Raw genomic sequence first — 14,208 nt, forward strand, 5'->3', positions numbered from 1 at the left:
TGTCCTTCGTGAGGGCTTTATGTTTTGTGAAGGCTCACGAGCGGCACTTCAACAATAACGAGATTGGGTGAATAAATCGAACTGCTTATTTCTGTTTTTGAGGGCATTTTTAGAACGAAACGTCAAAAAATGCCTTCAAAAGAGATTTTTGAAGGCGATTTTTGTATTTTGGTGCCAGTAACTGCCCGAATTTTTTTTTTAAGATCGTTAGATAGTTAAACAGTTGTTTATGGCAGTATAAAAATGTAAGGTTTTTGCGGTTAATTTATGTAGTACTGATTTTGAGGATAAATAAAAAAGTCACTTGTCAACAATCTCTCATACAATTAAACTCTCTGTTATTGGGCTAACAATTACAGGGAGGTATAAGGAGTGTTAACAGTGACTGATTAAATTTTTTATCCTAAACTTTTCTCTCCAGTAAAGCGTAAACTACTGAATGTCCAAGTGCTTTTTAATCGTCTCAGACAGCTTTGTTCGTTCTGCCTCAGGGACAATGTAGTAGTAGACACCATTTTCTTCCTTACCGCTTCCGTTTATTTGGATTTGTTGAAGGTTGTGACGTGTTTCGGCATAGTTTGCCTGAATTTCTTTCATTTGCTCAAACGTTAAATTTGTTTTTACATTATCGCCAATTACCTCTAATATGCTTCCGTAGTTTGTGAGAGTTTCGATTTTTACCGCTTCTTTGATGAAAGCTTGAATGATTTTACGCTGGCGTTCTTGTCGGCCTATATCACCCTGTGGGTCAAAAGCACGCATACGAGAATACTTCAACGCTTCTTGACCGTTCAATTTTAGTTGACCGATAGGGAAATCTGTCTTTTCATAGGAAAAGTCCAATGTGTTATCCACGGTCACACCGCCAACAGCATCTACAAGATCCTTAAAGCCATTCATATTTACTTGCACGTAGTAGTCAATCGGGACATCAAGAAAGCTTTCTACAGTTTTAATGGACATATCAACTCCACCATATGTATACGAATGATTGATTTTATCCTTTATTCCCTTGCCGATAATTTCGGTGTATGTATCACGAGGAATACTTACCATTTGAATTGATTTATCTCCTGGGTTTGCCGTCAATAGAATTAATGAGTCTGGACGCCCACGGTCTCCCTCGCGCTCGTCCACCCCAAATAATAAGATGGAAATGGGATCTCCATTTGCTAAATTAATAACACGCTGCTCTGATTCTGAACGTTTCAGTGGTTCATGTGTTTTTTTGAGCGTGCCGGCAACAGAGTTATAAACGGAAAATCCGTATGCGCCTGCACCAATAATAAGCAGGAAAATGATTCCAATTGTTATTTTTAAACCCAACTTCCTTTTTTTAGGGAGCGGGGATATGCGTTCCTGTTCCATTCAAACACTTCCTTTGCAGTAATCTCGTTTTAGTTTAGCATCTAAAAAAAAATACTTGTATTCGACAAAATAACTAGAGAAGCGACAAAATGACAAAAAACCCCCTTAATCAGTAGAATATACTTAGTTAGTAGGAACCTTTTTTATTATCAAAACATTTCTGCCATATTAAAGGTGTATTACAAAAACATTAAGAATCGTTATTTTACTGAAATAATGGCTGTATCCCACTTGAATTTTCATAGGTAGGAAACGAAAAGGGAAAAAGAACTAGGTAAATGGGTAAAGAAATAATTCATTTTTAGGTAATTATGCAGGGGAGATTACTTTGAAGTGGTGATGTCGGCGAAAATTAGATAGATTAGCTCATTTCTTCTGGTAAATCCTCTTGTTACTCTTATAATTGATTGGAATACTGGTAGAAGTTATGGATTTCTGTTATCAGCGGTTTCCTTTCAAACTTGAAAACTATGTTATTAATGTGAAAATGTGAACAAAGTAGTTTGCTTAAATAGCGAATAGGAGGATCCTAGTAGGTCGTTCTTATACAAGATAAAAAATGATATGAGGGATTTAACAAAATGAAAATAAGGACCTTCCGAAGCCGCAGTAAAAATAATAAAACACAATTGCACTTTGAACCCGGCCAAAAAGATTTTATTTTTGAAAGTGAATCGAGTAAACGGTGGAATCTGCTGATTATTCTCATGGCACTGTTCGCTATTCTATTCTGTCTGATGATCTTTTTTTCTGGTTTAGGTCTTTATGCTAATCCCCAGCTTCCTAAATTGGAGACAAAAGAAACGGATGAATTCTCACACATCAGTCCATCTGAAACCATGACTTCCCCTCAGGTTGCATCTGCAAATAATAAAACGAATGAAAAGTATCTCCAGCAGGAAGTTGCCTATAAGGATGATGTTTTCGCATTCTATGTAAATTGGGATAGCAACAGTAAACAATCGTTAACGAAAAATATTGATACAATCGATGTCCTAATCCCGCAATGGCTGAGTTTAAATGCAGATCTGGAACTTGAAAGCAATATTCAGCCGGAAATAGTAGAGCTTGCGAAAAAGAATGATGTTAAAATCGTTCCGTTAATTCACAACATACAGAATGGCAAGTGGAATCAAGAGACAGTTCATCAACTTTTAAATTCTCCAGAAGAACAAGCGAAATTAATTAAAAAACTGCATGAACTAATAAAACAGCAGGGCTTTGATGGGATTAATATTGACTTTGAGAATCTAAACAAGAATGACCGGGATTTATTGACACAGTTTATAAAGGAGCTGTACACGGTTTTTCATGCTGACGGTCTCTCTGTTTCCATCGATGTACCGGCTGCTAATGAGGCGTTTGATTACAAAGAGCTGGAAAAGCACGTGGATCAGATGATTGTCATGGCTTACGATGAGAATGTGAACAATCCAGGCACCATTGCTTCTTCATCCTGGTTTAAAGAGATTCTCGCAAAATTACCAAAGGAAAAGCTGATCGTTGCGCTTGGAAGCTATGGATATGATTGGGAATGGGAAAGCCAGCAGCCGGGAGAAGTTGTTTCCTTTGATGACGTCACAAGACTTGCCGAAAAAGCCAACTTGAACATCCAATGGGATGATATGAGTCATACTCCTTATCTTAAATATATGGAGAACAATAAAGTGCATGAAGTATGGTTCCTGGACAGTGCAACCTTCTACAACCAATTAAAAATGTCTGCCGAGGCTGGTGCAAAGGGGATTGCACTATGGAGGCTGGGATCGGAGGATCCATCTATTTGGGATATTCTTAAAGGGCATAAAATGGAAGAATTGCTCACGGTCAAGAATGGAGGAAATATTTATAGCACAGGAGAAGGGAATATTTATCGCGCGAAAGAGAGCTGGAAAGAAGGAGAACGCAGCCTTCGGTTTGATGACGCTGGATTTATTACGAGTGAAACCTATATTGCCAACCCAGTATCATCCGAGTTTGAGCGTTTAAGCGAACCCGAGGATAAAGAAATTGTCTTAACTTTTGATGATGGGCCCGATCCTAAATATACGGAAAGTATATTAGAGATCCTGAGAAAATACCAGGTTAAGGCTACGTTCTTTGTCATTGGCAATAAGGCAATCCACAATCAGGATATTGTTAAACGAATTTATTGGGATGGCCATGAGATTGGTAATCATACGTTTACCCATCCAAAAACAAATGAAATATCCGATGAGCAGTTAAAGCTTGAGCTAAATAGTACTCAACGCGTCATTCAAGGAATTACTGGACGTACCACCTCTTTGTATCGGTCCCCATATGGAGATGAAGAGGCAAAGTATATGCCAGCACATTTTCAAAGATTACTGGATGTGACCCAAATGGGGTACGTCACCGTCAATTATGATATTGATTCAAAAGACTGGAAGCTGCGTGATAGCAAGGCCATTGTCGAGAATATTTTGAGCCAGGCATCAAGCGGCGATATTATTTTACTTCACGACGGCGGCGGAGATAGGCAGGCGACCGTTGAGGCACTGCCTGAAATCATCGAACAGTTACAGAATAAAGGATATAACTTTGTATCGGTCAGCGATCTAATGGATAACGGCAAAAGTACTATCATGCCCCCTGTCAAAGAGGTGGAAAATCCGATTGTACAAAGCTTCAAAGTGATGCTGTTCAATATAGCAAATTTTAAAGAGAGTATTTCCATTTTGCTTTACAGTGTGATGTTCATTTTGGCTCTGCGCATTTTGATTCTGGGCAGTTTAGCTTTTAGACATAAAAAACATGCCAGTCATCCGTTGAGGCAGTCTACACCGTTTGTAAGTGTCATTATCGCAGCCTACAATGAAGAGAAGGTTATAAGTAGGACCATCGAGTCAATCTTGAAAAGCGATTATCCAAACCTAGAAGTCATTGTTGTCGATGATGGTTCCAAAGACCAAACTTCCTTGGTAGTATCTCGAGATTACGAAGCTAATAAAAAGGTACTTCTTTTCCACAAGAAGAACGGGGGAAAAGCTTCAGCCATCAATCTGGGAGTCAGGAAGGCAAAGGGGGACATTCTTGTTGCGATTGATGCGGACACCATTGTTCCTCCTGATTCGATTTCGATGCTCATTCGGCACTTTGCTGATGAAAATATTGCAGCTGTATCTGGAAATGTGAGGGTAGGGAACAGGAAAAACCTGTTAACTGCCTGGCAGCATATTGAGTATGTAACTGGATTTAACTTGGAGAAGCGTGCCTTTGCCTCGCTTAATTGTGTCCCAGTCGTCCCGGGAGCTTTGGGGGCGTGGCGCAAACAGGTGGTTTGTGAGCTAGGCTATTTTACCGATGATACTCTTGCAGAAGATACTGACATGACATTAAAAATCCTCCGCCAAGGCTATAAAGTTGTGATTGATGAACAGGCCTATGCCTATACGGAGGCTCCGGAAACGATTAAAGATTTCCTAAAACAGCGGTTCAGATGGAATTTTGGAACTTTACAATGTTTTTGGAAGCATAAGAAAGTGTTTGGGGGAATAAAGCATAAATCACTTGGGTTTATTGCCCTCCCAAATATGATTCTATTTCAATTTATTGTTCCTTTCTTTGCTCCGCTTTTAGATTTATTGTTTATTTTAGGCATTCTCGCAGGGGATGTCCAAAAAACATTATTGATTTTTACCAGTTACTTTTTGGTCGATTTCCTTATTTGCTTAGTTGCTTTTAGGATGGAGAAGTTAAGCTTTAAACCTCTCATTTCCTTGATCCTGCAAAGGATTGTCTACCGCTACTTATTACTATGGGTAACGTGGAAATCTATTTTTACTGCATTAAAAGGAACCCGGGTTGGCTGGGGAAAATTAAAGCGGGCAGGAAATCTGACGGTAGAGCATGGATTAAAGGTGAAACGCACCATCTGAATTTTCAAGATTTTTGGAGAGAGACCCCACTCTTCTAAAGTTAATAGGGTAAATCAAATGATCCAGGGTGATATACCTTTTTGTAATAAAGGAGGACAGGTGTGATCTATTTCGAAGATCCATACCTGCCTTTTTTTTATAAATTAGGTTTGCAAACATTGACATGACAACATTTGTGAGTGTTTAATGTTTTAAAATAACCACGTTTAAATCTATTCATTTATGTAAACCCGAATATGGGAATACGAAAATTTGGATTTGGTTTGGACCTGTCCTTTTCATTACTCGGTACCCATTTTGTGCTGGAGTGGCTATTCCATCATCATTTGGTTTACAGAAACCATTTACTTGGCAATTTCCATCATCCCGGACTAGGAGCTTTCCAACCAGTCCAACGGCCATCCACTCTGTTCTTTTCAGACGCGGAAGATACTCTAAGTCAGGATTCGAATGGGGATTAAGAAGGCCAGAGGGACGGTTCTGATGGCTTTTTAATGACAACTTTTGCACTTACTATTTAAGAAGACCCATGTGGTTATTGGGTTTTTTTAAAATTAATTAAACGATTAGTTGGTAATCGAACTTGTTTATTTTTGCCAAAGTTTGTACTTTGCTAGTTTCTATTGTCAATTTTGAAGATAGCTTTTAAAGGTCACAACCTTTATACGACAATTATTTTTCTTGAAAATAGGCAAAAGTTCGTTGATAAGAGGGCTTATGCACGATTTAATCAAACATTTAATTAGTTGAATCCATATTAACTAAACGTTTGATTAGAAGGACTGAAAATGCAGCCTTACCAAGGTTTAGTCCTCCTTTGAGGCAAGAATATTGTCGAGACACTGATCTGGTAAGAAAGGTGGAAGGCCACTTAAAATGGACCTCGTACGATTAAATGAACAAGTACGAAAACGCTGTGGTCTAATAAGGCTAACATACGTTTAATAGAGGAAGGAAGCAGCAATCGTTTATTAGATAATATGATATTTTCTCCTATTCTTCCTGTTCTAATCGTTTTAAAGCAGCTGCATTTAATATCCACCACTTATTAAAGATGTCGAGAATTAGACACATACCGATTTCCTTTGAGTAAACGACAAGGTGCTATAATAATAGTATTGATTGCTCAATGTTTCACATAAAGTGAATTCGATGAATTGCAGCACAAATACTTAATTTTGGAGTGAATGGAATGCAAGGGAAAACAGCTATTATTACTGGCGGTGGAAGTGGGTTTGGTAGGGAAGCTGCATTAAGGCTTGCTCAAAAAGGAGTGAACATTGCGGTAGTAGACTTGTTGAAAGAAACAGGAGAAGAGACCGTACATCTTTGTGAGGAATTAGGCAGTGCGGCTATTTTTATTCAAGCAGATGTGAGTAAAGTAGAGGATGTAAAAAAATATGTAAACGAAACGGTTGACCGCTTTGGAAAAATAGATTTATTTTTTAACAATGCTGGAATTTCCGGTTCTGGCGTACGAACGTTAGAGTGTTCCGAAGAAGAATTCGACGCTATCGTTAATGTCAATTTAAAAGGGGTCTTCTACGGCTTGAAATATGTCGTGACGGAGATGTTGAAAACGGGCGGTGGAGCCATTGTCAATACGGCCTCTCTTGGCGGCTTAGTCGGCATGCCTACACTAGGAGCGTATTCCGCAACGAAACATGCTGTCATTGGTCTGACAAAAACCATAGCAGGAGAATACGGAAGAGAGAATATTCGTATCAATGCCATTGCTCCCGGAACCAATGAAACACCAATGGTAAAAGCATTTCCAGCAGAAGCGATTAAAGCCATGGCTGACGCGGTACCAATGGGCAGATTAGGTCAACCCCATGAAGTAGGGAATGTCGTAGCATTTCTACTTAGTGATGAAGCAGCCTATATTCATGGTGCTGTTATTTCAATTGATGGTGGATCAGCGGCATTATAAGACCAAGAGGATCGTTCTTGTGATCCCCTCTGTTTTTTCATGGTTTAATAATAGGATAGGGAATCTTGCACCTTGCCTGTGCAAAGAATCCCTATCCTATTTTTTGAATTAACTGGAGGGTCATTTTGGAAAACAATTTTTTAAAGTTCCTCGGTTATTTCATTTTATTTAGTGTTGTTATTTTCGAATTGATAAGTAACTCTTCAAATTTGGTTCTAACACGCTTATAGTCTGGTCTATATTTAGGTATCTCACTTTCATTCTGAGCGCTAGGAAGATTAACGATTTGGAGTCAGTCCCCCACTCATGGGCCTAAAGTTTAGTTTCTTAAATTAGATCTATATTGAACTAATGGCTCCAAATTTCAGCGTGTACGGCTTTTTTTGATGGTAATACCCAAGTTATAAAAACAAGCTAGTCCTATAAGGTATCTATTACATCAAATTCGCTTTCAAACAGTTCTTCTTTTTTAGTTATTTTAAGTTGGGTTGATTCAATATAACTAGGTTTATTACCTAGCATGTATTCCTCTTTACTTATTGGATACAAAAGATACCATTTCTTTTCTTCTATTTTTACTTTGAATTGTTTTTCTTTGTTTATGGATAGATACACTGAAAGTGGTTTATATACAATTGGAAGTATCATAGATGAAATGAATGTTACAATAAAAATCAAACCGATTTGTCCCAATGTTAATATGTCCCCATTTTCATAATAAGTTAAGAAGGCCTTCACTCCTATAATTAATGTGAAAAATATTAACCATCCGAAAAAATATATGGATACATAAAGTAACGAAATTAGGTTTTTCTTCCAATCAACATTTGGAACATATCTTTTCTTCTTATCTACTATATATTGCAACCAATAAAAGGCTATAATAAGGCCAATTCCCATTACTATTGTTAAAGTATCGGTTATCCAATTATTTAGCCAATTCCATTTGTAACTCACCAAGGAGAGTGACATAAGGATAGTTGAATAAAATGCTGATTTTGCAATGAAAATGGTTAATAAATAAGAGAAACTCCATTCTTTAGAAGATAATTTTCTATCTAATGAATTCGAAGTTAAAAAGGTGATAGGTTTTATCTTAAGAATTAAAGTAATAATAGCAATTAGTATTGCTGGTACACCCATAGTACCTAAAAATTTAATTATTTCGTTCATTTTTCTAGTACCTCTTTTTCTTTTATATTACGATTTTTAGTTTTTAAAGATTAGACATTAGTTTAGTCTATCAATAATCCTTTTTTTATACACCACTATTTTCCAAGCCAAGCTTTAAGAATCGATTATATATAGAAGGTATCTATGTCTAATGGCCCTTAGGTTCCTTCCACAGACCCTTAATAACTATAATTATTATCTAAATACGCTTCATATCACTTTGAATTTTCAGTTTCCGACGTATTAGATAATAATGTAGAAAGGTTTTTCCTTTCGGAAAAATAATTTCTGTGCTTGTCACTCCTCGATATTTGTAGGGATTAATAGATTGTGTTGCTCAAGAATGATTTGGGGCACCAGAACGTTAGGGTTCGTTGCCTTTTTGGTTTTATCCCTAAACTAATAAAACGTTTGATTTATATGTGTTGTCTAGATTGCAATTGCTTTTGTTTATTTTTGAAAAAAAAAGAAAATTCGTATATAATATTATTAATTCAACCTAGTTGAAGGTGTCTTGCAAAATTGGTTGCAAGGGAGATAAGTTTCAGCTTGTCAACCTCCTTATTACTAAGGACCTCAACAAGTAACCTGACCATGTCCACAAGTGCAATAACCAACAGCAAACCTGGATTGTCAATCAAACTTATCACAGTTATAATAATCTCCTTACTGATATTATAATTGAAATGTTTAACGAGATAGTGGTCACCGGGCTATTCATCTTACTTGAATCCCAAAAACGAATGCTAGGAGGTTTTCTGTTATGAAACAGAGTAATAGGCCACGACAATTACATAGCCTCCCTAGCTCTTCGAAGATTGATTGGTCAAAATATGAAACTAAGTATTATTTACATTTTGATGAACGTGTCCATATTGAGCATGTGAAAGATAAAATCCAAGATCCTGATTGGGTTTCTTCACATGCTTTTTTGCCGTCTATCCATTTTAAAATAAACTTTAACAGGTATGTAACAATCTCTAAGGATAAAACACTCCCTGTCAGCGAACAGAAAATAAAAAAGAAAAAAATACGCGAAATATATTATGCTGCTCACAAAGATCGTTTTATTTATAAATACTACGGTGACTTATTAAATAATGCTTATAATTATTATGCCATAGCAAAAGGAATAGACAATAGCGCTTTAGCTTATCGCAATAATAAGAGGGGTAAAAATAATATTGATTTTGCTTATGAAGTATTTGATTTCCTATTAAACCAAAAGCAAGCTGTTGTCATTTCTTTCGATTTTACAAAGTTCTTTGATCACATTGAGCATAGGACGCTTAAACAGAATATTAAAACTGTTCTCGGTGTCGAAAAGCTAACTAAGGATTGGTATAAGGTTTTCAAAAACCTTACAGAATTTACATATGTGAAAAAAACAGACGTTGATGTAAATTTAAAACAGAAATACGGTGTCAAAAAGCTTAAAGAACTTTTGAAAAGTAAAAAATTAAAAAAGATTATGACCTCTGAAGAGTTTCGGATATTTAAACAAAGCTATCTTTTCAAAAATAAAAAACCTTATGGGATTCCACAAGGATCTGGAATGAGTGCTGTTTGCTCTAATGTACATCTAATTCATTTTGATCAAGAGATAAAAGCGTGGGCTGATACCCAAAAAGCACTTTATCGTAGATACTGCGATGATTTGATTTTAATCATCCCAGTCACTAATGCATCATCAAAATTAGTTGAAGTAAAAAAGAATGAAATACTTCAAATTATTCAAAAGTACCAATCCCAAGGGTTAAAGATTCAAGAGGAAAAAACAGAAGTACGTTTATATATTAACGGCACTATTTTAGATGAATCACAACAAAACAGTAAGTTAGATTATCTGGGATTTGTAACTAATGGCCAATCTATACAGATACGTGAGAAGAGTCTATTTAAATATTACTGCCGTGCATATCGAAAAGCGGATTCAAGTCGACGCATTGCGTTTGTAACAAATCGGAAGGGCCCAAAAACAGAGTTATATAAAATTTATACTCATCTTGGTTTCGACTATAAAGATCGAGGTAACTTTATCACATATGCATACCGGGCCCACGCTAAAATGGCTAGATTAAAAACAAAGAGCCTTATCCGTAAGCAGATTAAACGACACTGGGCGAAAATAAATAAACGGTTATAACTCATTTCTGTGTGACTGTCACTCCCTGGTTTTTGTCGCGAGATTGATAGATTTTTAGAAAGATAAATAGTGATAGAATGGAGTTGCAGATGAATATAGTTGGGTGGCAGGGTTGTTGATCTTTTTTTCTTTCATGAAATATCGGTGCTTGTCACTCCTCGATTTATTCGTAAGAAAGACACACATGTCCTCGTCTTTGGAATTCAAACTTTATTACTGTATAAATCACTTGAAGCCTTGTGGTTCTCCTATCTGCTGGCATGGTGTCTAGCTATGCAATAACTGATGAATGGCACGAGTTTACTATCCCAGAAAGACTTGCAGCTTATTGGGATGTTTTATTTGATTCGTTTGGAGGCGTTTCTAGTTTTATTAATCAGCTATTTAATAACGAAATGTAAGAAAGTAAGTCTTTAGATTTCTAAATCCTAATCCTATTTAACCAAATTTAGAGTAATCTCAAATTGTTACTATTATACAGCTGGATATATTTGAAGCTTTGGATTCCCCCAGCCTCTAATCGCGAGTTCTCGCATCTTTGGATTGTAACGAATCAGATTGTAATGCTCAATGAATTGTTTTAGTAACAAATGAACCACATCATTCGAATAATCCAAATGAAAAACCCTTTGTTTTTTCGTAATTTGATAGATTCCTATATGATTTATATATGGATTTGTAAGAAGATATAGGTGAAAATACTACTCTTGCGGGGGTCATCATCATGCCTTCTGAACCAATCCATAAATCATCATGTATCATTGTATACTTTACCATCGTCAACCACTGCCTTTCTTCCGTTGCGTTTTTATCTTATATTGAGTATAGCGTTCTACACTTTAATCCTTATCCGATTATAAATTCATTAAAATGCACCACCTGTTCTATCTTCTATTTAGAAATCTAAAGGCGAAAAGGACAGGTTAGTTTGCGAAAGGTTGTAATAAAGTTGTGAACTTTTTTGGAATAAAAAAATCTTCCATTTGTGGAAACAATTGAAGTTATATTGTTTCACAACCTCTAGGATTTTCATCTTTGCTCAGAATATTCTGTTGCCAGCCCCCCTTTTCACCAACTAGTCAAATGAAATGAGAAATTATAATTCTTTTAATAATGAAATTATTTTTTGGGGATTTTCTGCAATAGACTTATCCTATTAAGGCGGTTAATATTGAAAGTAAATACCAATTTAGGAGATAATGATGATAAAAGATATCGAGATAAAAGGCTTAAGAGGTTTTGCAACTACTCAGAAAGTAAGTTTTGCCAAGCCAAATGGACAACTAGGAAGTGGTCTCTCCCTTTTTGTGGGCTCGAATAACGCTGGAAAATCCACGGTACTTGAAGCAATAACAGCAGTAACACAACATACCCCACCTAGCCTCTCTACAGGACGAAGGAATATAGAAGCAGGCGATGAAGTTTATATTAAAGTGACTAATTTTGAAGACAATACTCTCGAACTTAAAAGTGAAATGGCAGGTTCAAGTGAAACGGTATTCCTACAAGAAAACACAAATATGAATGGTAAAGTATTCGTTTTAAATTCGAGAAGGGCTTTTAATCCTTTTTTTTCTAAGAGTAATAACAATAGAGAGAATTACTTAAGACATCACACTAATCTGCCTAATCAAAGGTTAAATTCAAAAGAGGAATTTTCCTCAAGGTTATTTCATGCGAATCAAAATAGAGAGAAATTCAACCAATTATTAAAGGAAATTATTAATCCTGTCCCAAATTGGACAATCGATCTAAGTGATAATTCACTATATTTCTTAAAGTTTTCTAAGGGAACTATTAAACATAGTAGTGAAGGTTTAGGAGAAGGATTAATTAGTCTATTTTTCATTATTGATGCTCTTTATGATTCAAATGCGGAAGACATAATTGTTATTGATGAGCCTGAGCTATCACTTCATCCAACATATCAAAAAAGGCTATCTAGGCTTTTAGCTAATATGGCAAAGGATAGACAAATAATAGTTGCAACCCACTCACCGTACTTCGTTAACTTGGAGTATCTTGCAAATGGTGCTACTATTTCAAGAGTGCACCTAGAAAATGGGCATTCAACTGTTTCACAGTTGAGTGATCAACATAATAAATTTATTCTAGGGGCATTAAGAGATTACCGTAACCCACATATGCTTGGAATTAACGCTAGAGAGGTCTTCTTTTTAGAGGATAACGTCATTTTAGTAGAAGGACAAGATGACATAATTTTCTACAGTAAAATCTTAGAGAAACTAGAATTAGCTATTAATGGAGAATTTTTCGGCTGGGGCACTGGGGGAGCTGCAAAAATGGAAAAGTTTGCAGGAATACTCCAAGAGTTAGGTTTTAAGAAGGTAATTGGAATCTTAGATAACGATAAGCCGGAAGAACGAAAAAAATTGGAAACTGATTTTCCTAATTATGAATTCTATTGTATTCCCGCTAAAGATGTACGAACGAAACCGGAATATAAGCAGGAACGTGTAGAAGGCTTGTTAGATGATACTAACAAAGAAATAAGAGCAGAATATAAAACAGAGACAGTAGAAATGTTTAAAAAAATTAATCAATATTTTAATTAGCGGCAAATGTTCATTCCGGGTAGGCAATGAAATCATCCATCACAATTTAGCGTGAATATGTTAGCATGTTTGGTTACCCACCAAGGAGGAATACAGTGTTTTAGAGATGTAACTATTACAAAACCATAAAACTTTGAATCCCCTACCTTTGGTGGGGGTCTTTTTATGTAAAAATCGTCAATCATGTTGAGTTTTTGCATCGTTGCAGAAAGATTGATTTAACCAATAAAATATGGATTGATATACTTAAACTAAACTGTCACTTTACTTCAATAAAGCAACAAAAAGAAGCGTTAATAACCCTTAGATCAACGCTTCCGTTCGTTTAAGTGTACCACTTCATAAAGTTACACCGATTTTAACATATATACATTGAAGCTTTTCTTACTCACATTTATTTTATATCGTATAGAGCACCTCCCAGAGCAAAAGGTACTCTATACACAAGAATCATTGGAACTCCTTGTTATCCTTTTCGTTAAATTCTAATATATGTAAATCCTCAGTTGCCTCTGGTTCTTCAAAAAATTTAGTAACATGATTAAACACCACTTCCGTGTCAAAAGCTGCTCTTTCGGGTTGTTCGTTACGCCTTTGTGCAATTTGACGTAAGCATTGCTCGTTATTTAGATTAAGGAAAATTAGTTGATGGTTTGCATTGACCTCTGACGCCATATCCACAAACCACTTTCGCAGTTTTTGAGTGTTCGCTGGAAAATCCATCACTACATCTGTACCGACACTTAAAATGTTTTGGACATGCTTTTTCACCAGCGGCTTAAGCTGCGCTGAGAATTTTAGATAGTCCTCAAATGATGCGATCTGATTGGGATAAAGAGATGAAAGCCATTCATCCTCAGACAACAGTACCGCATGTTTATCTATCGCCAATTGTTTTGATTTAGTAGATTTTCCAGCTCCCATTTTTCCACAGAAAAAGTATAGCGTCCCCAATTGTTTCATATATATCCTAACCCCCCGCGTTTATTTGAGTTCAAACTTTTTACTTCGTTAGTTCCCATAGCCATTATTCTCTTATTAATATTTAGATTTTAGATTTATATCCAATTCACTTATTCTTCCAATTTCTTTCTTTTATATTTCTTCTAAAAC

General features: G+C 36.0%; 11 protein-coding genes. 5 read left to right on the forward strand and 6 right to left on the reverse strand.

Features of this window, described 5'->3' with window-relative positions:
• Positions 1–432: 432 nt before the first annotated feature.
• Positions 433–1,368, reverse strand: a complete 936-nt coding sequence (locus tag ACN6MT_RS06250) for a LytR family transcriptional regulator (protein ID WP_419955162.1) — start codon at positions 1,366–1,368, stop codon at positions 433–435.
• Between the two features lie 581 nt (positions 1,369–1,949).
• Between ACN6MT_RS06250 and ACN6MT_RS06255 the strand changes: the two genes are divergently transcribed.
• Positions 1,950–5,267, forward strand: coding sequence for a glycosyltransferase (locus tag ACN6MT_RS06255; RefSeq protein WP_419955163.1), 3,318 nt, complete (start codon positions 1,950–1,952; stop codon positions 5,265–5,267).
• A gap of 216 nt (positions 5,268–5,483) precedes the next feature.
• Here the strand turns inward: ACN6MT_RS06255 and ACN6MT_RS06260 are convergent, their stop codons facing one another.
• Complete coding sequence (locus ACN6MT_RS06260) at positions 5,484–5,669, reverse strand: hypothetical protein (RefSeq protein WP_419956392.1); 186 nt, start codon at positions 5,667–5,669, stop codon at positions 5,484–5,486.
• A 790-nt stretch (positions 5,670–6,459) separates the two neighbouring features.
• Between ACN6MT_RS06260 and ACN6MT_RS06265 the strand changes: the two genes are divergently transcribed.
• Positions 6,460–7,200: an SDR family NAD(P)-dependent oxidoreductase gene (locus ACN6MT_RS06265; protein WP_419955164.1), complete on the forward strand. Its 741-nt coding sequence runs from the start codon at positions 6,460–6,462 to the stop codon at positions 7,198–7,200.
• A 420-nt stretch (positions 7,201–7,620) separates the two neighbouring features.
• On the opposite strand, the gene ACN6MT_RS06270 is transcribed toward ACN6MT_RS06265, so the two are convergent.
• Both ACN6MT_RS06270 and ACN6MT_RS06275 read right to left on the reverse strand, forming a co-directional pair.
• Positions 7,621–8,373, reverse strand: a complete 753-nt coding sequence (locus ACN6MT_RS06270; protein WP_419955165.1) for a hypothetical protein — start codon at positions 8,371–8,373, stop codon at positions 7,621–7,623.
• Positions 8,374–8,867: 494 nt separating this feature from the next.
• Complete coding sequence (locus ACN6MT_RS06275) at positions 8,868–9,023, reverse strand: hypothetical protein (protein WP_419955166.1); 156 nt, start codon at positions 9,021–9,023, stop codon at positions 8,868–8,870.
• 113 nt (positions 9,024–9,136) lie between these two features.
• Here ACN6MT_RS06275 and ACN6MT_RS06280 point away from each other — a divergent pair, with 113 nt between their 5' ends.
• Together ACN6MT_RS06280 and ACN6MT_RS06285 are read left to right on the forward strand one after the other, a co-directional pair.
• Positions 9,137–10,519: a reverse transcriptase domain-containing protein gene (locus ACN6MT_RS06280; protein WP_419955167.1), complete on the forward strand. Its 1,383-nt coding sequence runs from the start codon at positions 9,137–9,139 to the stop codon at positions 10,517–10,519.
• Positions 10,520–10,779: 260 nt separating this feature from the next.
• Positions 10,780–10,920 (forward strand): VanZ family protein, encoded by a 141-nt coding sequence (locus ACN6MT_RS06285; protein ID WP_419955168.1) that lies wholly within the window; start codon positions 10,780–10,782, stop codon positions 10,918–10,920.
• Between the two features lie 72 nt (positions 10,921–10,992).
• Here ACN6MT_RS06285 and ACN6MT_RS06290 read toward each other — a convergent pair whose 3' ends face one another.
• The gene (locus ACN6MT_RS06290; protein WP_419955169.1) at positions 10,993–11,136 is read right to left on the reverse strand and encodes a hypothetical protein; all 144 of its coding nucleotides are present in this window, start codon (positions 11,134–11,136) and stop codon (positions 10,993–10,995) included.
• Positions 11,137–11,718: 582 nt separating this feature from the next.
• Here ACN6MT_RS06290 and ACN6MT_RS06295 point away from each other — a divergent pair.
• Positions 11,719–13,095: an ATP-dependent nuclease gene (locus ACN6MT_RS06295; protein WP_419955170.1), complete on the forward strand. Its 1,377-nt coding sequence runs from the start codon at positions 11,719–11,721 to the stop codon at positions 13,093–13,095.
• A gap of 450 nt (positions 13,096–13,545) precedes the next feature.
• Here the strand turns inward: ACN6MT_RS06295 and ACN6MT_RS06300 are convergent, their stop codons facing one another.
• Positions 13,546–14,058, reverse strand: a complete 513-nt coding sequence (locus ACN6MT_RS06300) for an AAA family ATPase (protein WP_419955171.1) — start codon at positions 14,056–14,058, stop codon at positions 13,546–13,548.
• Positions 14,059–14,208 lie beyond the last annotated feature (150 nt).

The organism is Neobacillus niacini (assembly GCF_048572935.1).
Classification (GTDB): Bacteria; Bacillota; Bacilli; order Bacillales; family Cytobacillaceae; genus Neobacillus; species Neobacillus niacini.